The 20,231-nt window shown below is 66.0% G+C and carries 18 protein-coding genes and 1 pseudogene; 7 read left to right on the top strand and 12 right to left on the bottom strand.

Annotated elements, in window-relative coordinates:
• The 4 genes and pseudogenes from BLV60_RS30420 to BLV60_RS30405 form a co-directional block, all read right to left on the bottom strand.
• Window positions 1-390: pseudogene (locus BLV60_RS30420) on the bottom strand (hypothetical protein); the annotation flags it as partial.
• 52 nt (window positions 391-442) lie between these two features.
• Window positions 443-1,837: a class II fumarate hydratase gene (locus tag BLV60_RS30415; RefSeq protein WP_093059029.1), complete on the bottom strand. Its 1,395-nt coding sequence runs from the start codon at window positions 1,835-1,837 to the stop codon at window positions 443-445.
• 4 nt (window positions 1,838-1,841) lie between these two features.
• Complete coding sequence (locus BLV60_RS30410) at window positions 1,842-2,831, bottom strand: tripartite tricarboxylate transporter substrate binding protein BugD (protein ID WP_093059028.1); 990 nt, start codon at window positions 2,829-2,831, stop codon at window positions 1,842-1,844.
• 37 nt (window positions 2,832-2,868) lie between these two features.
• Window positions 2,869-4,251, bottom strand: a complete 1,383-nt coding sequence (locus tag BLV60_RS30405; protein WP_256329644.1) for a class-II fumarase/aspartase family protein — start codon at window positions 4,249-4,251, stop codon at window positions 2,869-2,871.
• 127 nt (window positions 4,252-4,378) lie between these two features.
• On the opposite strand from BLV60_RS30405, the gene BLV60_RS30400 reads away from it, so the two are divergent.
• Window positions 4,379-5,122 carry a GntR family transcriptional regulator gene (locus BLV60_RS30400; protein WP_093059037.1) on the top strand — a complete coding sequence of 248 codons (744 nt, stop codon included), beginning with the start codon at window positions 4,379-4,381 and terminating at the stop codon, window positions 5,120-5,122.
• Window positions 5,123-5,192: 70 nt separating this feature from the next.
• On the opposite strand, the gene BLV60_RS30395 is transcribed toward BLV60_RS30400, so the two are convergent.
• A complete protein-coding gene (locus BLV60_RS30395) occupies window positions 5,193-5,882 on the bottom strand; it encodes a GntR family transcriptional regulator (protein ID WP_093059027.1) in 690 nt (229 codons plus the stop codon).
• Between the two features lie 107 nt (window positions 5,883-5,989).
• Here BLV60_RS30395 and araD point away from each other — a divergent pair, with 107 nt between their 5' ends.
• The 4 genes from araD to BLV60_RS30375 are packed head-to-tail and all read left to right on the top strand — an operon-like array spanning window position 5,990 to window position 10,632.
• Window positions 5,990-7,717, top strand: a complete 1,728-nt coding sequence (gene araD, locus BLV60_RS30390) for an L-arabinonate dehydratase (protein ID WP_093059036.1) — start codon at window positions 5,990-5,992, stop codon at window positions 7,715-7,717.
• 55 nt (window positions 7,718-7,772) lie between these two features.
• Window positions 7,773-8,483 (top strand): ribonuclease activity regulator RraA, encoded by a 711-nt coding sequence (locus tag BLV60_RS30385; protein ID WP_093059026.1) that lies wholly within the window; start codon window positions 7,773-7,775, stop codon window positions 8,481-8,483.
• A gap of 32 nt (window positions 8,484-8,515) precedes the next feature.
• Complete coding sequence (locus BLV60_RS30380) at window positions 8,516-9,496, top strand: Bug family tripartite tricarboxylate transporter substrate binding protein (protein WP_093059025.1); 981 nt, start codon at window positions 8,516-8,518, stop codon at window positions 9,494-9,496.
• Between the two features lie 29 nt (window positions 9,497-9,525).
• Window positions 9,526-10,632, top strand: a complete 1,107-nt coding sequence (locus tag BLV60_RS30375; protein WP_093059024.1) for an SMP-30/gluconolactonase/LRE family protein — start codon at window positions 9,526-9,528, stop codon at window positions 10,630-10,632.
• 31 nt (window positions 10,633-10,663) lie between these two features.
• Here the strand turns inward: BLV60_RS30375 and BLV60_RS30370 are convergent, their stop codons facing one another.
• The 6 genes from BLV60_RS30370 to BLV60_RS30345 form a co-directional block, all read right to left on the bottom strand.
• Window positions 10,664-10,918 (bottom strand): hypothetical protein, encoded by a 255-nt coding sequence (locus BLV60_RS30370; RefSeq protein WP_256216841.1) that lies wholly within the window; start codon window positions 10,916-10,918, stop codon window positions 10,664-10,666.
• Between the two features lie 151 nt (window positions 10,919-11,069).
• Complete coding sequence (locus BLV60_RS30365) at window positions 11,070-12,398, bottom strand: four-carbon acid sugar kinase family protein (protein WP_093059022.1); 1,329 nt, start codon at window positions 12,396-12,398, stop codon at window positions 11,070-11,072.
• Window positions 12,395-13,663 carry a ribulose-bisphosphate carboxylase large subunit family protein gene (locus tag BLV60_RS30360; protein ID WP_176929006.1) on the bottom strand — a complete coding sequence of 423 codons (1,269 nt, stop codon included), beginning with the start codon at window positions 13,661-13,663 and terminating at the stop codon, window positions 12,395-12,397. Before BLV60_RS30360 ends, BLV60_RS30365 begins: the two co-directional genes overlap by 4 nt.
• Window positions 13,664-13,668: 5 nt before the next feature.
• Window positions 13,669-14,208, bottom strand: a complete 540-nt coding sequence (locus BLV60_RS30355) for a VOC family protein (RefSeq protein WP_093059021.1) — start codon at window positions 14,206-14,208, stop codon at window positions 13,669-13,671.
• 37 nt (window positions 14,209-14,245) lie between these two features.
• Window positions 14,246-16,141 (bottom strand): TRAP transporter large permease, encoded by a 1,896-nt coding sequence (locus BLV60_RS30350; RefSeq protein WP_093059020.1) that lies wholly within the window; start codon window positions 16,139-16,141, stop codon window positions 14,246-14,248.
• Between the two features lie 6 nt (window positions 16,142-16,147).
• A complete protein-coding gene (locus tag BLV60_RS30345) occupies window positions 16,148-17,167 on the bottom strand; it encodes a TRAP transporter substrate-binding protein (RefSeq protein WP_093059019.1) in 1,020 nt (339 codons plus the stop codon).
• A gap of 113 nt (window positions 17,168-17,280) precedes the next feature.
• On the opposite strand from BLV60_RS30345, the gene BLV60_RS30340 reads away from it, so the two are divergent.
• Window positions 17,281-18,357 (top strand): LacI family DNA-binding transcriptional regulator, encoded by a 1,077-nt coding sequence (locus tag BLV60_RS30340; protein WP_093059018.1) that lies wholly within the window; start codon window positions 17,281-17,283, stop codon window positions 18,355-18,357.
• Window positions 18,358-18,451: 94 nt separating this feature from the next.
• Here BLV60_RS30340 and BLV60_RS30335 read toward each other — a convergent pair whose 3' ends face one another.
• Window positions 18,452-19,105 (bottom strand): hydrolase, encoded by a 654-nt coding sequence (locus BLV60_RS30335; RefSeq protein WP_093059017.1) that lies wholly within the window; start codon window positions 19,103-19,105, stop codon window positions 18,452-18,454.
• Between the two features lie 153 nt (window positions 19,106-19,258).
• On the opposite strand from BLV60_RS30335, the gene BLV60_RS30330 reads away from it, so the two are divergent.
• Window positions 19,259-20,155, top strand: a complete 897-nt coding sequence (locus BLV60_RS30330; protein ID WP_093059016.1) for a LysR family transcriptional regulator — start codon at window positions 19,259-19,261, stop codon at window positions 20,153-20,155.
• Window positions 20,156-20,231: the final 76 nt, after the last annotated feature.

Genomic DNA, 20,231 nt, shown 5'->3' with positions numbered 1-20,231 from the left:
TTGTAGAGACGGCCGAGAATTCCGGTAGGAACTGAGTCCGCCGGCCCAACGGATCTTGCGCGCCCCATCAATGCAGCTGTTTCCACACAGCCTCAACCTCCAGCGGACGCGACGGGCGTAGCCCGCATAACCGGAAAGCTCCGCCTGCAGCAGGCGATCTTCCCAGGAGGTCCGCAGGACCAGGAGCACCGAGGCGAGCATGGCAGGGACGAGTGCCCAGAATGAGCCGAGCGCAGGCGCCATGCCGAAGAACAACGCGAGCGCCGCGACGGGCATGATCGCCACCATCGCCGGCAGGATGACCGCAAGCAGCGCCTTGTCCCAGCCCTTGGTCCCCGGCTGGATGCGGCTGCGCGCGCGATAGATCATCGGGTTGATGCGCGCAAGCACTAGCGCCGTCCGAAAGATGCGGCCGCGGCTCGCACACTCCCGCGCCAATGCGCTAGATTTTTCCTCTGGCCATGCGAAGCGGATCGACCAGGCGGTCGTACGCCTCGGCACTCAAGTAGCCCAGTTCGATGGCTGCCTCGCGTGGAGCAATGCGGCGCTCCACGGCGGTTCGCGTGATGCGCGCCACCTTGTCGTAGCCGAGCACCGGGTTGAGCGCCGTCACGGACAGCAGCGCATTGCCCAGGTTCGATGCGAGGCGCTCGCGATCGATGTCCAGGCCGGCCACCAGCTTGTTCGCAAAGACGCGCGAGCTGTCCGCCAGCACGCGCATGGACTGAAGCACGCTGTGGATCAGCACCGGCTTGGCCACGTTGAGTTCGAAGTTGCCCGAGGCGCCGGCCATCGTCACCGTCACGTGATTTCCGACAACCTGCATGGCCGCCTGGGCCACCACCTCCGCGATGGTCGGGTTGCGCTTGCCGGGCATGATCGATGAGGTCAACCCGTCATCGGGCACCACCAGTTCGCCGATGCCGCAGCGCGGACCCGATCCCATCCAGCGGATGTCGTTGGCGATCTTCATCAGCGATGTTGCGATCACGTTCAAGGCCCCTGACAGCTCCACCAGCGCCTCGTGGCCCGACATGCCCTCGAACTTGCACGGATGCGGCTTGAACTGGAGACCCGTGAGCTTGCCGATCTCTTCGCAGAACAGAACGTCGAAATCCTGCGGCGCATTGAGTCCGGTTCCCGCCGCCGTACCGCCCTGGGCAACGACCAGGAGCCGCGGCAAGGCGTCCTGCAGTCGCGCAATTCCATTGCCCAGCTGCCATGCAAACGCCTCGAACGCCTGGCCCATCGTCATCGGCACGGCGTCCATCAGGTGCGTGCGCGCAACCTTGGCCGCATCGGCGAAGGCGCCCGCGCGTTCCGCCAGCGCGTCCTTCAGCACGACGAGCGAGGGGATCAGGCGTCCGGTCAACTCTATTGCGGCCGCGATGTGCATCACGGTCGGGAAGCTGTCGTTCGACGATTGCGATGCGTTCACATGGTCATTGGGATGCACCGGTGACTTCGTGCCGAGTGCCTGCCCGAGCAGCTCATTGGCACGGTTCGCGATGACCTCGTTGGCATTCATGTTCGTCTGAGTCCCCGAACCGGTCTGCCAGATCGTGAGCGGGAAGTGATCGTCGAACAGGCCGCGCGAAAGCTCTTCAGCGGCGGCAATGATCTTTTCGGCCAGTGCCTCATCGAGTGCGCGGCAGCGTGCGTTGGCCCGCGCTGCCGCGATCTTCTGGAGTCCGAACGCGTGCAGCAGGCAGACGGGAAACCGCTCGGTGCTGATGTCGAACACGCCCGCGGCGCGTTGTGTCTGCGCACCCCAGTACCGGCCGGCCGGAATCTCGACCGGCCCGAATGCATCGTGCTCGATGCGCGTGGCAGTCATCGCATCAGTCCAGCGAGATGCTGGCCTTGGCCGCCACGGCCTTCCAGCGTGCCACCTCTGCTTCGGTGTGCTTGCCGAGTGCGGCGCCTGTGTACTGCTCCGGCGGCAGCATCTGTATGGCCTGCTCGGCCAGACGATCGGTGAATGCCTTGTCGCTCATCACTTTCAAGTAGGCCTGCTGCACCTTGTCGAGCACCGCCTGCGGCGTGCCCTTGGGCGCGTAGATGCCGTACCAGGTCGAAGCCTCGAAGCCCGGGAGCACGGTTTCGCTCAGCGTGGGTACGTCCTTCAGTTGGGCAAGCCTGACCTTGGAGGTCACGGCCAGTGCGCGGACCTTGGCCTCCTTGATCTGCGGCATGGCCGTGTTGGTCTGGTCGAAGATGCCGTCGACCTGCCCACCGATCACGTCGATCAGCGCCGGCCCTGCGCCCTTGTAGGGGACCTGCGAGATCCGGATGCCGGCCGAGGCGGCGAACAAGGCCGCGATGAGGTGCGAGCTGGAGCCGACACCGGCATTGCTGATGAAGAGCTTGTCCGGGTTGGCCTTGCCGAAGTCGACCAGCGCCTTGATGTCCTTCGCTGGGTGCTCCTTGCGCACCATCAACACCAGGGGCGTATCAGGAAAGCGGAACACCGGTGCGAAGTCCCTGACCGGGTCGTAGGCGAGCTTCTTGTAGAGGGCGGGCGCGGCGCCCATGTAGCCCATGTGCCCGACCAGCATGGTGTAGCCATCGGCCGCTGCGCGCGATGCCTTCGCAGCTCCCACGGTGCCGCCGGCGCCCGGTGCGTTGTCGATGATGATCGGCTGGCCCAGTTCGCGTGCCACTCTCTCCGCCATGGTTCGCGCCAGCGCATCGGTGGGGCCGCCTGCCGCGAAAGGCACGATCCAGGTCACGGGTCGCGCCGGGTAGGTCTGGGCGCAGGCGCCGTGCGCGCCGACTGCCAACGTCGCTGCCAGCAGGGCGCGGGCGGTCAGCTTCTTGATGTCGATCATCTGTCTTGTCTCCTCGGGGTTGATGATTGGTCGCGGCTCAGGCGGCGACTTCGGCGGACAGCGCGATGGCGCGGTCCACCATCTGCGGCGCGAGGCCGAGATAGTTGGCCGGATCGGTCATGCGGTCGATGGCCGCGCGGTCGAAGTGCTTCGTGACCTCGGGCAGCGCGGACAGGGCCTCCGCCAGCGTGCCGCCGTTCTCGTTGACGGCGCGGCAGGCGTCGTAGACCACGTCGTGCGCCTGCTGGCGGCCGATGTGCGGGGCCATGCCCATCATCACGGCCTCGGCCACGATCAGGCCGCGGCTGATGCCCAGGTTGTGCTTCATGCGTGCCTCGTCCACGATCAGGCCACCCAGCGCGAACTTGGCCTGATGCAAGGCGCCCGAAGTCAGGATGAAGCTCTCGGGGATGGCGATCCATTCGGCATGCCAGGGGCCCGTGGCGCGCTCGAAGTCCTGCACCATGGCATCGACCATCAGCCCGGCGTGCTGCCGCACCGCCTTGGAGGCTGCCAGCATCAGCTCGCTGGAGATCGGGTTGCGCTTCTGCGGCATCGTGCTCGATGCACCGCGCCCCTTGACGAAGGGTTCGTACACCTCGGCGAACTCCGTCGACGCCATGATCATGATGTCGAGCGCGATCTTGCCCAGCGAGCCCGTGACGAGCGCAAGCAGGTTCACAGCCTCCGCAAAGCCGTCGCGCGCCACGTGCCAGGTGGTGGCGGGCACGCCCAGTTTCAGTTCCTCGGCCATCGCTTTCTGCACTTCGAAGCCCTTGTCGCCGAGCGAGGCGAGCGTGCCCGCGGCACCGGCGAACTCGACCACCGCCACGCGCGGCCGAAGCTGGGCGATGCGCTGCTGGTGCCTGTCGAACATGGCCAGCCAGATCGCGACCTTGTAGCCGAAGGTCACGGGCAGCGCCTGCTGCAGATGAGTGCGGCCGGCCATCGGCGTATCGCGGTGCTTTTTCGCGAGCGATGCCAGGATGCCGCGCAGTTCGCGGATGTCCGCGTCGATGCTGTCGAGCGCGTCGCGCACCTGGAGCGCTACAGCGGTGTCCATGATGTCCTGGGTGGTCGCGCCCCAGTGCACGTAGCGGCCCGCCTCGCCGCACATCCCGACCAGCTGATGCACCAGCGGCAGGATGGGGTAGCCGACGATGTCGGTTTCCTCGCGCATGTGCTCGAAGTCGATGCGTTCGAGCTTCGATTCGCGCGCGATCACCTCGGCCGCCTCAACCGGAATCACGCCGACGCGCGCCTCGGCCCTGGCGAGCGCGATCTCGGCATCGATGTAGCGCTGGATCAACGCGCCGTCCGAGAAGAGCTGCCGCATCTTCTGCGTGCCGAACGCATCGCGGAACAGGATGGAGTCGACGACGGTACTGGCCATCGGAATCGAGGTGCGGGTGTTGTTCATGGGAGCCGTTGAAGGTGGAAGCAGTGAATGCAAATATGTTCGGACATATTTGACTTTAATATGTCCGAACATATTTGACGAATCGGGGTTTACCCTTGACGCCATGAATGCGATCCTTGAGGGCAACATGTCTTCGTCATCCAAGCCTCATCACAGCGATATCTCGCGCCACCTGACCGACGCCATCACGAGCGGTCATTTCGTCGTCGGCTCGCTGCTTCCGACCGAGCTCGAACTCTGCGAGCACTACAAGACCAGTCGGCACACCGTACGGGCAGCGTTGGCCGAGCTTCAGCGCCTGGGCCTCGTGTCGCGCCGCAAGAACGTGGGAACGCGCGTCGAGGCGACCAGGCCGCGCGACACCTTTCGCCCCTCGCTCGCGTCGGTGGACGATCTCGTGCAGTTCGGCACCGAGCACTTGCGGCAGGTGCAATCAATCGAGGAGGTTGCCGTTGCCGCCGTGGTGGCGAAGGACCTGGGGTGCGCGCCCGGTGTGCGCTGGCTGCGTATCTCGAGCCTGCGCCTGGACGGCAGCGGAGAGAGCGACCCCATCGGATGGACCGATGTGTATGTCGACCCTGCGTATTCGGAAATCGGGGAACTCGTCCAGGAGTCGCCCGACACCCTCGTCAGCTCACTGATTGCCGAGCGCTATGGGCGGCAGATCGCCGAAATCCACCAGGATGTACGGGCCGACACCGTCAAGGATGCAGCGATGGCGAAGGCTCTGCGCATCGAGCAAGGTGCGGCTGCGCTGAAGATCGTGCGGCGCTACATGGATGCGGACGGGCAGACCTTCGAAGTGTCAGTGTCGGTCCATCCGGCCGGGCGGTTCTCGGTGTCGATGCGATTGCACAGGTCCGAGCCGTAGTCGCATCGAGCGCGTTGCGGTTCGATTTCTGAACGGGGGAGGGGCTCGCCGAAGTCGAGCATCCAAAGGTTCAGGCGAGCACGTAGTTGGGGTACTGCCGGCAGATCTCGTTCACCGCACTGAGCGTGCCCGACAGATGCTTGCGAAGCGCGGCCTGGGCGGCGGCCGGGTCCTGTGCCTCGATGGCGCGCACGATGGCGCGGTGGTCGCGCAGGATCGCCTCGGTCTTGCCGGCGGTAGGCAGGTGCAGGCGACGCAGCCGGTCGACGTGCCCGGATACGCGGCCCACAAGATCCCACAGGCCAAGGACGTTGCCGGCTTCGTACATCAGGCGATGGAACGCGCGATCGGCGTCGACGAAGTCTCCGTAGCGCTGCCCCGCCGACAGCGCTGCCTGCTGGGCGATGATGGCTTTCAGCTGCGCGACCAGCCCGGCTGACTCCTGCTGTGCCAGCTGGTGCACCAGTTCCAGTTCGATGGAGCGGCGCAGGAAATGTGCTTCGCGCGCCGCCGCGATGTCGATGCGGCTGACCAGCGTCGCATGCTGCGGAAACACGTCCACCAGTGCTTCTTCGCTCAGGCGCAGCAGCGCTTCGCGCACCGGCGTCTGGCTCACGCCAAAACGGTCGGCCAGTTCCTGCCGCACCAGCACGGTACCGGGCGCCAGTTCCAGCGAGAGGATGGCCTCGCGCAGTTTTTCCAGCACCTGGGGCGCGGCCAGGCGGGTACGGTCAAGTCGGATCTTGGGAGGGGCGCTCATCGCTGCCGATTGTGTCATTGACCCGACTGATATATTAGTGTTTTAATTTCCGGATTGCGATCGGCGAGGCGGCACTCATGGTGCAGCGCGCCCTGGAGACAACCCTGATGAAACGCCCCTACGAATCCCTTCGCAGCGCCCGCTGGTTCGCGCCCGACGACTTCCGCTCCTTCGGCCACCGCTCGCGCGTGCTGCAGATGGGCTACAGCTATGCGGACTGGATGGGCAAGCCGGTCATCGCCATCGTCAACACCTGGAGCGACGCCAACCAGTGCCACGCGCACTTCAAGCAACGCGTGGAAGACGTCAAGCGGGGCGTGCTGCAGGCGGGTGGATTCCCGCTCGAGCTTCCGGCCATTTCGCTTTCGGAAAGCATGGTCAAGCCCACCACCATGCTCTACCGCAACTTCCTCGCGATGGAAACGGAAGAGCTGCTGCGCAGCCACCCGATAGACGGGGCGGTGCTGATGGGAGGCTGCGACAAGACCACGCCCGGCCTCGTGATGGGCGCACTCAGCATGGACATTCCCTTCATCTACCTGCCGGCCGGCCCCATGCTGCGCGGCAACTGGAAGGGCAAGGTGCTGGGCTCCGGTTCCGATGCCTTCAAGTACTGGGACGAGCGCCGCGCCGGCCGGCTGGGCGAGCAGGCCTGGTCCGAGATGGAGGCCGGCATCGCCCGCAGCCACGGCACCTGCATGACCATGGGCACGGCCGCCACCATGATGGGCATTGCCGAGGCGGTGGGCCTGAGCTTGCCGGGGGCCTCCAGCATTCCCGCGGCGGACGCCAACCACATCCGCATGAGCGCCGACTGCGGCCGCCGCATTGTCGAGATGGTGTGGGAAGACCTCACGCCCGCGAAGATGCTCACGCGCGCCAACTTCGAGAACGGCATCGCCTGCGCGATGGCCATGGGCTGCAGCACCAATGCCGTCGTGCACCTGATCGCGATGTCACGCCGCGCCGGCCATGCAGTGAGCCTCGACGACTTCGATGCCGTCAGCCGCCGCGTGCCCGTCATCGCCAACATCCGGCCCAGCGGCGACACCTACCTGATGGAAGACTTCTTCTATGCCGGCGGCCTGCCTGCGATGCTGGAGCGCATCCGCGGCCACCTGCGGACCGACGCGCGCACCGTCAATGGCCGCACGCTCGGCGAGAACATCGAAGGCGCCGAGGTCTACAACGACGACGTCATCCGGCCGCTTGCCAACCCCATCTATGCCGAAGGCGCGCTGGCCGTCTTGCGCGGCAACCTGGCTCCCGACGGCGTGGTGATCAAGCCCAGCGCCTGCGCGCCACACCTGCTGCAGCACAGCGGCCGTGCGCTGGTGTTCGACGACTACCCCGCGCTCAAGAAGGCGGTGGAAGACCCTGACCTGGACGTGACGGGCGACGACATCCTCGTGCTGCGCAACGCCGGCCCGCGCGGTGCCGGCATGCCGGAGTGGGGCATGTTGCCGATTCCGACCAAGCTCCTGAAGCAGGGCGTGAAAGACATGCTGCGCCTGTCCGACGCGCGCATGAGCGGCACCAGCTACGGCGGCTGCCTGCTGCACTGTTCGCCCGAGGCGGCCATCGGCGGGCCGCTCGCATTGGTGCAGACCGGTGACCGCATCACCGTGGACGTGCCCGCACGGCGCATCCACCTCGACATCAGTGACGAGGAACTCACCCTCCGCAAGGCCCGGTGGACACCGCCGCCGCCGCGCTACGAGCGCGGCTACGGATGGATGTTCGGCCGCCACATCAAGCAGGCCAACGAAGGCTGCGACTTCGACTTCCTGGAGACCAGCTTCGGCAAGCCTGTGCCAGAGCCCGACATCTTCTGATTCGCCTTTCAACCCCAATTCATATCCCATTTCATTTCAGGAACGGAGACGACACGTGAATCCAGCCACCCGCGAGCTGCTCATGAAGGTGAGCACCGCCACCCTGTGCACGGCCTTATTCAAGCGTGGCCTGCGCAACCAGTTCATCCAGGACGTGCGGCCGCTCAACGCGGGCCTGCCCAACATGGTAGGCGAGGCCTTTACGCTGCGCTACATGCCGGCGCGCGAAGACCTGAACCCGATCAGCGTCTTCCTCGACCGTGACCATCCGCAGCGCAAGGCGGTGGAGCAGTGCCCCGAAGGCGCCGTGCTGGTCATCGACAGCCGCAAGGATGCGCGCGCCGCCTCGGCTGGCGGCATCCTGGTCACGCGGCTGATGAAGCGCGGCGTGGCCGGCGTGGTGACCGACGGCGGCTTTCGCGACAGTCCCGACATCGCGAAGCTCGGCTTTGCGGCCTATCACCATCGCCCCAGCGCGCCGACCAACCTCACGCTGCACCAGGCCATCGACATCAACGTGCCCATCGGCTGCGGCGATGCGCCGGTGTTTCCGGGCGACGTGATCGTGGGCGATGCCGAAGGCGTGATCGTCATACCGGCCCACATGGCCGACGAGGTCGCGGCCGAAGCGACCGAGATGACCGTCTTCGAAGACTTCGTGCAGGAAAAGGTGCTCGAAGGTCGTTCCATCCTCGGCCTCTATCCGCCCACTGACGAGCAAAGCCGCACTGACTTCGCAACCTGGCGCCAGGCCAAGGGCCGCTGAGCCCATCGACAAGAAAACAAAGGAGACAAGACATGCGTTTCATCCGCCTCGCTGCGGCGCTGCTTTCGGCCGCGCTCGCCCCCGTTGTCGCATTGGCCCAGACCCCCGAATGGCCGGCTGCCAAGCCCATCGTCTACGTGGTGCCGTTCACCCCCGGTGGCTCTACCGACATCGTGGGCCGCACGCTGGCCCAGAAGCTGGGCGAGAGCCTCAAGCAATCGGTGGTGGTCGACAACAAGCCCGGCCAGGCCGGCGGCATCGGCGCCGCCTACGTGGCCAGGGCCGCACCCGACGGCTACACGCTCTTCGGCGGGACCATCAGCACGCACGCGATCAACGCCAGCCTGTACAAGAAGCTGACCTACGACCCGATGAAGGACTTCGAGCCCGTCTCGCTGGTCGCGCGCCTGCCCAACGTGCTGATCGTCAATAGCCAACTCGGCGTGAACTCGGTGGCCGAACTGGTGGCCCTGCTGAAGAAGGACGAAAGCAAGCGCACCTTTGCCTCTTCCGGTGCCGGCACCTCCACCCACCTGGCCGGCGAGATGTTCGCCGACCTCATCGGCGTGAAGCTCACCCACGTGCCGTACAAGGGCACGCCGCCGGCCCTGACCGACGTGGCCGCAGGGCAGGTGCCCTTCATGTTCGACCAGGTGACGGCCGCGCTGCCACTGGTCAAGAGCGGCAAGCTCAAGCTGCTGGCCGTGACCACCGGCAAGCGCATCGCGCTGGTGCCCGAGCTGCCGACCATGATCGAGTCGGGCATTCCCGGCTTCGAGATGTCGTCGTGGCAGGCGGTGTACGCGCCCAAGGGCACGCCCAGGCCGATCGTGCAGCGCCTCAATGCAGAGATCGTGAAGGCGCTCAGGCAGCCCGACGTGCAGGCCAAGCTCTCGGACCAGCTGGCGATGGAGATCGTGGGCAGCACGCCGGAAGAACTGCGTGACTTCATGGCCAAGGAAATTCCGCGCTGGGCCGAGCTGGTGAAGAAGTCGGGCGCGGTGGCCGATTGAGTTTTCGCAACCACATGAGGAGACCTCCGATGCAGAACGAAATCAACCATCGACGACGCCAGTTGCTCAGGACGGCTGCGGGCGCAGGGGCCGCGGCGCTCAGCGGCCTGGCCGGCGCGCAAGCTTTCGATTTCAAACCCAACCAGCGCTACCCCGATCCCTCCGTGATGATCCTCGATCCGAGCTTCGCCAAGTACCGGATCTACAGCAGCACGGTGGAGCAGCTCGGCACGGGCATGCGTTGGGCCGAGGGCCCGGTCTACTTTCCCGAGCATGGCTACCTGCTCCTGAGCGACATTCCGAACAACCGGCTGATGAAGTACGACGAGAAGACCGGCAAGTTCTCCGTGCACAAGACCAACGTGAACTATGCCAATGGCAACACGCGCGATCGGCAGGGGCGGCTGATCACCTGCGAGCACTCGGTGACGCGGCGCGTGGTCCGCACCGAGAAGGACGGGCGCATGACGGTGCTGGCCGACAACTACGAAGGCAAGCGTCTCAACGCGCCGAATGACGTCGTCGTCAAGTCGGACGACACCGTCTGGTTCACCGATCCCACCTTCGGCATCAACGGCGAGTGGGAAGGTTTCAAGGCGGTGCCGGAGCAGGCGACGACCAACGTGTACCGCATCGCGAAGGACGGCAAGCTCACCGCGGTGATCACCGATCTCGTCAATCCGAACGGCCTGGCGTTCTCGCCCGACGAGAAGAAGCTCTATGTCGTCGAGTGGAAGGGAACGCCAAACCGCAGCATCTGGAGCTACGACGTATCACCGGATGGCACAGGCGTTTCGAACAAGACCAAGCTGATCGACGCCGACGGGCCGGGTGCTTTTGACGGCTTTCGCGTCGACCGCGACGGCAATCTTTGGTGCGGGTGGGGCTACACGGGCGCGGTTGCGGCCGAACCCACCGACATCGGTGGTGGCATGAAGGCTTACCTGCCGACAGGCAAGTCGGAAGAGATGGACGGCGTGAAGATCTTCAATTCGCAGGGCAAGCCCATCGGCTTCATCCGCCTGCCCGAGCGCTGCCCGAATCTCGAATTCGGAGGCCCGAAGCGCAATCGCCTCTACATGGCGAGCAGCCATTCGCTCTATGCGCTCTACGTTGAAGCCCACGGCGCCGTCTGAGGCGCGCCCGCGGCAATCGGCGGGTGGGCGTCTAGCGATGATTGGGCATGCAGCTTGAGAATGCCGCTCTGCGCCGCCGGGGACCCGGCTTGATGCCGCTGTTGCGAGGGTCTTGTCCGATGTCACCGGCGAACCATCGGAAGATGTTGGCGTGGTTTCTCCACCCGTCGCTGAAGCGCACGAAAAGAAAGCCCCGCTCCGCGTTGCCGAGCGCGTCGACCGGTATGCCGGCGGCGCGCAAGGCCCTGATCTCGGCGTTGGTCTCCATGTCGGATGGCAGCTTCAAGGTGATCGTTGCGTTGTGAATGGGGGGTCTAGGCATTGCTTCGCTTCCGTCAAACTTCCCGAAGGCGCAGTTGACCTGAAGAGAGCTTCTTCGGGATCCCGCATTTATAGGATGCGCAAAGCGACAGCCTATTGGACGCCGGGAGCCAGGTCTAGGCTGAGCCGCGCACCAGACGCTCGAACACGTCGTCCGAGCCCATCTGGCCACCCTTGAGCATGATTTCCAACCCGTCGAGCGCGGCGTCGTCGCTGTGCACGCGACACAACGAGGTGCCGGCGCCCACGTCCGCCACGTAGGAAAGCCCCCAGGCATTGAGCGCCTGCACTGCATGACTCGAGGTGTCGCCCCCGGCAATGCCCACGCGTTGCAATGGCACCATTGCCAGCACTCTGGCGAGCAGATCGCCGCCAGCGCGCGCCAAGGCTTGGGGATCGATGCCTCTTTCGAGCGGCAGCGGCTTGGGGGGACGGGTGCAGGCCAGCACGTTGCGGCCGCTGACGAGCCCGTTCGCGATGTCTCGAGCATGACGTTCCAGCGTGGCTGCGTCCCGCTGCGCGATTCCTGACGCATCGAGCCACACGGTATCGAACGATTTCGCCGCCGCTACCTGCCGCGCCGTGACAGGCGACAGGCTTCCCGCAAGCACCAGCACCGGCCCCTTCGCCGGAGGCACGGCGGTCCGCGCCGTCGGGGCACTGCCGCCTTCCTTGTGCGACGAGGGCAGCGCCATTGCCAGCGCATCCACCACGCTGCTCGGCCCCGCAGCCAGCAGCGTGGCGCTTTGCGCCCTGGCCCACAGCACTTCGCCGATGGCCCGCAGCTGCGTCGCATCGGCCACGTCGAAAAGCACTGCATCCGCTGGCGGCGAGTGCAGTGCCTGTCGCAGCGCGGTGTCGAGCGAATCGCTGCCGCGCGATGCGGCGGTGAACGGCATGGAGCGCACATCTGCCAGCCCCTGCTTTGCCAGGTGCAGCCGCAGATCCGCCTCGTCCATCGGCGTGACGGGATGCCGGCTCATCGTTGGATGCCGGTCGATGCGAAAGACCTCGCCGCCGCTCCCCGCCGCAGCGAACAGGTTGCCGAAGAGGCAGTAGCGGCCCAGGTTGGGCTGCCCGCCGACGATGGCGGTCCATGGCTGCTGCACCGCCGCGCGCAGCACGCGCACTGCCGCACCGATCGAACCGATGTGCGGGGCGCTGTCGAAGGTCGAACAGGTCTTGTAGTGCAGCACGCGCGCGCCGAGCGAGCGGAACAGCGTGGCCACGGGGCGGAGTTCGGCCTGCATTTCCTCGGGCGTCATGGCGCGCGCCGCGCCCGCGATGCCCAGCACGTCGAGCGGCCCCGTGCGCTCCAGCCGCGCGGCATCGGGCGTCTTCAGGAACAGCAGTGCACGCAGTCCCGCGCGCGCCGCGGTGCCGAGAGTGTCGGTCGCGCCGGTGAAATCGTCGCCGTAGTAGACGATCGGCGGGCGGGGCCTCATGGCTTGCCGAAGAAGGCGAGGGCGTGGGCCAGCTCGGGCTGGTCCCTGGCGGCATCCGCCAGCGACACGCCCGCCCGCGCGGCCGACCACGCTTGCCGGATGCTCGTCACGCCTGCCGCCGCGCCGCCGGGGTGCGCGAGGATGCCGCCGCCGGCCATGAAGAGCAGGTCGTCGCTGCCGATGGCCTTCCACGTCGCAGGCACGGTGCCGGCCCATTGGCCCGAAGAAAACGCCGGCATCACGCGATCGTCCGCCGCATCGGTCAGCGGTGTGAAGCAGTCCTGCGCCGACTCGATCACTTCGCTGTCAGGCTGCGAGAACTTGCCCTGCAGCCCGTGAACGTGCATGTGGTCCACGCCTGCCAGGCGCCACAGCGTCTGGTACGCCTGGAACGAAATGCCCAGCAGCGGATGCCGCGACAGCGCACCGTAGCCGTTGCGGTGGCCGTGCAGTGCAAGGCCGGTGTGCCGACGCATCGTCTGGATACCCGAGTGCCCGCACCAGTTGAGACTGGCCATGACGCACGAGCCGCCTTCGCGTTCGACGAGATCGGCATGCCGCTTCATCGCGTCGGTCTCGTCGGTGATGTTGAAGGCCACCATCACGTGCTTGCCGGTGCGCTGCTGGTGCGCGCGCACGACAGCCATCACGGCGGGCACGCGCTCGGCCAGCGGGGCGTGTGCGGGGTCGGCGCACACCTCGTCGTCCTTGATGAAGTCGACGCCTGCCGCACAGAGCCGGCCGACGAGGTCGGCGGTCTGCGCGGCGGAAAGGCCGACGTTCGGCTTGATGATGGTGCCGACCAGCGCGCCGCTCGCCACACCGGTCGCGCGCCGTGTGCCGGCGATGCCGGCGCGCGGCATCTCGAACTGAGCGCGATAGCTCGCGGGCACCTGCAGCGATTCCAGCCGCAGCCCCGTCACTTCGCCCAGGTCATACAGGTTGCCCGACACCGTTGCGGCCAGGGTCGGCAGGTTGGCGCCGATGTTCGCCACTGGAAACGCGATGTCGACATGCGCACGCCGCCACGGACCGCGCGTGCCTTTGCGTTCGAGCAGGGCGTTCGGCAGACTCGGCGTCTCGGTTGGCGCCAGCTCGGTGATCGCTTCGACCGTGGCGCGTGCGCGTTCGCGCAGCGCATCGGTCTCGCCTTCAACCCGTGTGAAGGTGCCACACGATTGCTCGCCGGCCATCACCTCGGCCACGGCGGCCGGGTCCAGTGGCGTCTCGATGAGATAGCGAGCGCGGATGCGTTCAGGCGCCATCACGCTCACAGCTTGCTCAGGTCGGGAAAGGGCCGCACCGGCTCGCTGCCGTCCCAGCCTTCCGACGCGCTGCGGATCAGGTCGAACATCCTGCCCTTCGGGCCCGCGACTTCCGACAGCTCGATGACGGTGCCCGGGTGGTACTCGGTGTCGAAGTAGATGAAGCGCCCGCGCTCGCCCACTTCGCCACTCATCACCGGCTTGAAGCCCTGCTTGGTGAGGCGCGCGAGGTCGGCGTCGTAGTCGGCCGTCCAGTAGGCGACGTGCTGCAGCCCTGTGCGGCCGGCCTGCAGGAAGTCTCGGTACATCGAAGGCACGTCGTTGCGCGTCTGGATGAGTTCGACCTGCACATAGCCCGAGTTGGCCAGTGCTACCGAGTTGTGCGGCTCGTGCGCCTCACCGTTGTAGCGGTAGTTCTTGATGGGCACCTTGGGGTTGTAGAACCATGGGCCCACACCGAGCTTCGTGCTCCAGTAGTCCATGGCGGCTTCGATGTCGTGCACGACATAGCCCAGCTGGCGGATCTCGCCGAGGAATCGACTCATTGCGGTTGGCTCCGGTGATGTGAGTGTGTTGTTGTGATCAGAATTTGAGGAAGCCGGTCGAGAACCACGGAAACGCGGCCACGATCACCAAGCCGACCAGCATCGCGCCGATGTAGCCCCAGATGTGCCTGATGCCTTCGTCGGGATTTACCTTGCTCACGGCGCAGGCGCCGTAGTAGCCGACGCCGAAGGGCGGCGCGAACAGGCCGATGCCCATGGAGAAGATCACGACCATCGCGTAGTGCACCTCGTGCACCCCCGCGGCCTTGGCGATGGGGAACAGCAGTGGCCCGAACAGCACGATGGCCGGAATACCCTCGAGCACGCTGCCCAGCACGATGAAGGCGACGATCGACACGGCCAGGAAACCGTAGGCCCCGCCGGGCAGCGTGCCCATGAGCCGCGCCAGGTCCTGGGAGAAGCCCGACTGCGTGAGCCCCCAGGCCATGGCCGTGGCGCAGCCGACGATGAAGATGATGGCGCCCGACAGCGAGGCGGTGTCGATCAGCATCGGCTTGAGTCGCTTCCAGTCGAACTGGCGGTACACAACCAGGCCGACGATGGCCGAGTAGACGATGCCGATGGTCGACACTTCGGTGGCCGTGGCCACACCCTCGACCACGGCGGCGCGGATGACGAAGGGCAACAGCACGGCGGGCAGTGCGACCAGCAGCAGCTTGCCGATTTCTCGTTTGCTGTAGCGCTGCACGGCGCTCAGGTCTTCGCGGCGATAGCGCCACCAGACCACCACGCACAGCGCGGCGCCCAGCACCACGGCCGGCAGCAGGCCGCCCGTGAACAGCGCCGCAATCGAGATGCCGGTGACCGAGCCGATGGTGATCAGCACGATCGACGGCGGAATGGTCTCGGTCTGCGCGCCGGTGGCCGCCAGCAGCGCCACCAGGTCGCCGGGCTTGGCGCCACGCTTGGTCATCTCGGGGAAGAGAACGGGCGCGATGGCCGCCATGTCGGCAATCTTCGAACCCGAGATGCCCGACACCAGATACATGGCGCCGATCAGTACGTAGGAGAGGCCGCCACGCACGTGGCCCAGCAGGCTGGCCAGGAACTGGATCATGGCGCGCGCCATTCCGGTCATCTCGATGAGCGCGCCCAGGAAGATGAACAGCGGCACTGCCAGCAGGATGAGGTGCGACATGCCTTCGTCGAGCCGCCCGACCATCACCAGCAGCGGCGTGCGCGTGGTGAGCGCCAGGTAGCCGAAGGTCGCCAGCGCGAACGAGAAGGCAATGGGCACGCCCGAGAGCACCGTGGCCGCCACGATGATCACGAAGAAGATCACCAGGTTGAATTTGCCGAGCGTCGCGAACACCGGTGCGGCAAGCCAGAAGGCGCCCACCAGCGCGGCCATGCCGACGAGTGCGACCGCAATCTGCCGGCCGGTGCACACGCGCAACAGGCGCAGCATCGCCATCACCAGCATGATGCCGATGCCCGCCGGAATGGCCGCAGCGCGCCATGCGTTGCTGATCTCGAGTGCGGGCGTGACGATGAACGACTCTTCGTGCGCGTAGTCGATCGAGGGCCAGATGATCAGCACCAGGAACGTGACCGACGCGGCGATGGCGAAGGCATCGAGCATGGCGCGCGTCTGCGGCTGCACTTTCTGCACCAGCGCAGTCATGCGCATGTGCTCGCCGCGCCGCAGCGCCACCACGGCGCCGAGCATCGACAGCCACAGGAAGAGGATGGATGCGAGCTCGTCCGACCACACCAGTGGCGCATGGAACACGTAGCGCGACACCACGCCAGCGAACAGCACGCAGATCTCGGCCAGCACCAGCAGCGCGGCCACGGCCTCGACCGCTGCGCCGAGCACGCGGTCGCAGCGCGACGCCATGCCGCTCAGCGGGTTGGCCGAAGCGCCGACGCCAGCAAAGGCGGCCGCCTCGAAAGTCGATTCATGCACCATGGAGCGTCAGGCCAGCTTGCCGACCGCGCCTTCGAGCAGCGCCCAGGCCTCCGGGCCGAAGCGGCCCTTCCATTCGCCGTAGAAACCCGACTCGCGCAGCTTCGCGCGGAAGCTGTCGGCAGCCGGCCGGTTGATGGTGAGGCCCTTGGCCTGCAGGTCGCCGACCACCGACTCGTTGAGCTTCCTGATGTCGTCGCGCTGCTGCATGCCGGCGTCGTTGATCGCGCGCGCCACGATGGTCTTCAGGTCGTCGGGCAGGGCGTCCCAGGCGCGGCCGTTGGCAACGAACCAGTAGCCGTCCCAGATGTGGTTGGTGAGCGAGCAGAACTTCTGCACCTCGAACAGCTTGGCCACCTGGATGATGGGCAACGGGTTTTCCTGCGCGTCGACGATCTTCGTCTGCAGCGCCGAATACACCTCGCTGAACTGCAGGCTTGCGGGTGCGGCGCCCAGGCCCTTGAACATCGAGATCGACAGCGGGCTCACGGGCACGCGGATCTTCAGGCCGTCCATGTCCTTGGCGTTTGCCACCGCGGCTTTGCTGCTGGTGGTCTGGCGAAAGCCGTTGTCCCACATCTTCTCGAAGGCATAGAGGCGTGACTTGGCAATGGCGCCGCGCACGTGTGCGCCGAGCTTGCCGTCCATGGCGGCCCACACCTGGCTGTAGTCGCTGAACGCGAAGCCCACTGCATTGATGGCAGCCACCGGCACCAGCGTGGCGATGACGAGTGCCGAGGGCGTGAAGAACTCGATGCCGCCCGAGCGCACCTGCGCAAGCATGTCGGTGTCGCCGCCGAGCTGGTTGTTGGGGAAGATCTTGATCTCGACGCGGCCCTTGGTTTCTTTCGCGATGCGGTCGGCCGCCTCCTGTGCGCGGATGTTCAGCGGGTGCGTCAGCGGCAGGTTGTTGCCGTACTTGTACGAGAACTCGGCGGCGCGTGCGATGCGCGGCAGGGCCGCGACGATGCCGGCGGCGGGGAGGGCGGAAAGGGTGCGCAGGGCACTCCTGCGGGTCAGCGAGGTCATGTCTGTCTCCGTTATGCGATTGATGCAATCTGATGCACCATGGGCTTCAAGTCCCAGTGAAGATAGAAGGATGCATGATTCGGGTCAAACTTCTGTCTGATGGTTTTTGATGTATGCGGGAAAACCCTTCACTCATTTCCGAGTCCACGGATTCGCCACGCGACGTGCGGCGTGCCCGCGTGGTCGACATCGCCCGCGCGGCGCAGGTCTCGACCGCCACGGTCGACCGTGTGCTCAACCGCCGCCCCGGCGTGCGCGACGCCACGGTGCAGCGCGTGCTCAAGGCCGCGGGCGAGCTCGACTACCTGCCCGGCCCCGAGCTGTATGCGGCGCTCACGCCGCCGCCGCTGCGGCTGGTGTTCCTGCTGCCGGCCGGCACCAACCGCTTCATTCGCATGCTGGGCGATATGGTGGGCTACTCGCAGGAGCACTGGGCGCCGTTCAACGTGCAGTGCCGTACGGTGTTCATCGAGAGCTTCAATCCACACGAGCTGGCCGACGCGTTGCGCCGGCACGGCCAGCGCTGCGACGGCATTGCGATGATGGCGCTGGAGCATCCGGCGGTGCGCGAGGCCGTGGCCGCGCTCGCTGCACGCGGGCTGCCGGTGGTGACGCTGATCTCGGATCTGTCGAACTCCGAGCGCGCCGCGTTCGTGGGGCTCGACAACCGGGCCGCGGGCCGCACGGCGGGCTACCTCATCGGCCGATTCATCGGCGCACGCGCCGCCAAGGTCGCGCTCATTGCGGGCAGCCTGAGCTACAAGGCGCACGAAGAGCGCGAGGCCGGCTTCCTGCACGTCATCGACGAGATGTTCCCGCGGCTCGAAGTGGTGGGGCTGCGCGAAGGGCAGGACGACGCGGGCAAGAACTACCGGCAGACGCGTGCGCTGCTGGAGCAGTACCCGGACATGGGCGGCATCTACAACATCGGTGGCGCGTCGGACGGCGTGGCGCGCGCGCTGAAGGAGGCAGGGCGCGAGCAGAAGGTGGTCTTCATCGGCCATGGGCTCACGCCCGATACGCGCTCACTGCTGATCGACGGCAGCATGGACGCGGTGATCACGCAAAGTCCGCACACCACGCTGATGAGCTGCGTGCGCATCTTCACCAACCTGCGCGACAAGCGCGAGGCGCTGAGCGGCGTGGAGACCACGCGCAGCCAGGTGATCTTTCGGGAGAATCTTCCGTAGATGCCGCGCATGGAAAGAGGGATGACGAGGCTGCGAAAAGCAATCCGCCTTCTCGCGACGCGTCGCTCAGGAATCCTCTTCATCCCCGCCCAGATCAGCCCGCGGTGCTCGGCACCGGCGTGTTGAGCAGCTGCTGCTCCCACAGATAGGCTATGCCGCTGCCGCCGGCGTGCTGCTTGAGAACTTCCGTCAGCTCTGCGGCGTGCTCGGTGCGCGCCCAGTCGCGTTGCCACTCCGAGGCCACCGCCAACCAGGTCATCATGTTCGCGCCCGCGCGGATCATGCGCTGGATCGCGACCTCATGGGCCTCGACCGAAGTGCCGCCCGACGCATCCGTGACCACCGTCACATCCCAGCCCTCGCCCAGCGCCTGGATCGCCGGCATGGCGACGCAGATCTCCGTCCACAGGCCGGCGATGATCAGTTGCTTGCGGCCCGTCGCCTTGACCGCATCGACGACCTTCCGATCCTCCCAGGTATTGATGAAGGTCCGGTCGATCACCTCCTGGCCGGGGAACACGTCAGTGATGTGCGGGAAGAGCAGACCGCCTCGCGCCGCGATCACGCTCGTCAGGATGGTAGGGACGCCGAAGGCCTTGGCGGACTTCGCCAGGGCGGTCGTGTTGTTCACCACGGCCTGCGGGTCGTGGCTGTTCAGATTGGCGAGCTGGTAGGGCTGGTGGTCGATAAGGACGAGTACCGAGTCCTCGGGACGAAGAAGCGAAGCCAGGCCGTTGCGAAAAGTCATTGATGGATCCTTTGTTGCCGTTGTGAGCGGGATTGGTTTTCGGGAAACATTCGCCGGCGGCGACGTTGCCCGAAGCAGGATTTTGTTGTTCCCCCTTTTGATGCGGTAGTAGCATTTCGCGGCGAGCTGTGTCGCGAAACGGGGAACGCCAAATTGGATATCGAAGAACTGCAGACATTCGTGGAAGTTGCCGATGCCGGGGGCGTTTCGTCTGCTGCGCTGCGGCTTGGGGTGTCCAAGTCGATCGTCAGTCGTCGTCTCGTCCGGCTTGAAGAAGAACTTGGTGTCCAGCTGCTTGCGCGATCCACCCGCGGGGCTGCTCTCACTGAAGCCGGGGCCACGTTCCGGGACTATGCAGCCAGGGTCTGCGCCGAGATCGACGTGGCCAGGGAAGCGATCCTGCCCGCCGGTGACCTTCGCGGCCGCTTGCGTGTTGCTGTGCCGTTTTCCCTGGGCCCGACTCACTTCGCGCCCATCCTCGCGGAAATGGCACGACGCCACCCTAGGCTTCACATCCAGACCTGCTACAGCGATCGCTTCGTTGATCTCATCGCGGAGGGTTACGACTGTGCGATACGGGTTGGCTATCTTCAGGACTCCAACCTGATTGCAAGACGCATCGGCCCGGTCCACGGGAAGCTCGTCGCGAGTCCGGACTATGTCAAGGCGCATGGGTCGCCCGAGACGCCGGAGGAACTCGTCGCCCATCAGGCCCTCATGCAGGGAACCGAGGCCTGGCAGCTCACGGATGGCGACAAGATCATCACGGTTCGTCCGCAGGGGCGCTTCAAGGCCGACAACGGCACTGCTTTGGTCGCCGCTGCTACAGCAGGACTCGGGATCGCTTACCTGCCCGATTGGCTCACCCATGAACATGTGGCCTCCGGGGCACTCGTGCCGGTCATGACACGTCACCCACCACCCCCGGCAGGTGCATATGTCATCCGACCGCCAGGTCAGCATCCCGCACGGAAGATACGGGTCCTCACCGAACTCCTGATCGAGTATTGCGACCGGTCCCCGCACCCTGCGGGAGCTGCACCTGTTTGAGTGATGCCTCGACCATGAATGTTCGGTAAGCGAGTCAGGCCTGGGTCAGGATTAATTCCTGCCGCCAATTGGCGGG

It is taken from the genome of Variovorax sp. YR634, assembly GCF_900106655.1.
GTDB lineage: Bacteria > Pseudomonadota > Gammaproteobacteria > Burkholderiales > Burkholderiaceae_C > Variovorax.
Note: the sequence above shows the minus strand (reverse complement) of the source record. Positions and strands in the feature narration are given on the sequence as shown.

Bases quoted from the DNA above. Each gene is read 5' to 3' on its own strand.
- BLV60_RS30410 (WP_093059028.1), bottom strand. From the start codon at position 2,831: ATGATCGACATCAAGAAGCTGACCGCCCGCGCCCTGCTGGCAGCGACG.
- BLV60_RS30355 (WP_093059021.1), bottom strand. From the start codon at position 14,208: ATGAGTCGATTCCTCGGCGAGATCCGCCAGCTGGGCTATGTCGTGCAC.
- BLV60_RS30415 (WP_093059029.1), bottom strand. From the start codon at position 1,837: ATGACTGCCACGCGCATCGAGCACGATGCATTCGGGCCGGTCGAGATT.
- BLV60_RS30335 (WP_093059017.1), bottom strand. From the start codon at position 19,105: ATGACTTTTCGCAACGGCCTGGCTTCGCTTCTTCGTCCCGAGGACTCG.
- BLV60_RS30365 (WP_093059022.1), bottom strand. From the start codon at position 12,398: ATGAGGCCCCGCCCGCCGATCGTCTACTACGGCGACGATTTCACCGGC.
- BLV60_RS30400 (WP_093059037.1), top strand. From the start codon at position 4,379: ATGTCTTCGTCATCCAAGCCTCATCACAGCGATATCTCGCGCCACCTG.
- BLV60_RS30340 (WP_093059018.1), top strand. From the start codon at position 17,281: ATGCGGGAAAACCCTTCACTCATTTCCGAGTCCACGGATTCGCCACGC.
- BLV60_RS30405 (WP_256329644.1), bottom strand. From the start codon at position 4,251: ATGAACAACACCCGCACCTCGATTCCGATGGCCAGTACCGTCGTCGAC.
- BLV60_RS30360 (WP_176929006.1), bottom strand. From the start codon at position 13,663: ATGGCGCCTGAACGCATCCGCGCTCGCTATCTCATCGAGACGCCACTG.
- BLV60_RS30375 (WP_093059024.1), top strand. From the start codon at position 9,526: ATGCAGAACGAAATCAACCATCGACGACGCCAGTTGCTCAGGACGGCT.
- BLV60_RS30350 (WP_093059020.1), bottom strand. From the start codon at position 16,141: ATGGTGCATGAATCGACTTTCGAGGCGGCCGCCTTTGCTGGCGTCGGC.
- araD (WP_093059036.1), top strand. From the start codon at position 5,990: ATGAAACGCCCCTACGAATCCCTTCGCAGCGCCCGCTGGTTCGCGCCC.
- BLV60_RS30380 (WP_093059025.1), top strand. From the start codon at position 8,516: ATGCGTTTCATCCGCCTCGCTGCGGCGCTGCTTTCGGCCGCGCTCGCC.
- BLV60_RS30395 (WP_093059027.1), bottom strand. From the start codon at position 5,882: ATGAGCGCCCCTCCCAAGATCCGACTTGACCGTACCCGCCTGGCCGCG.
- BLV60_RS30345 (WP_093059019.1), bottom strand. From the start codon at position 17,167: ATGACCTCGCTGACCCGCAGGAGTGCCCTGCGCACCCTTTCCGCCCTC.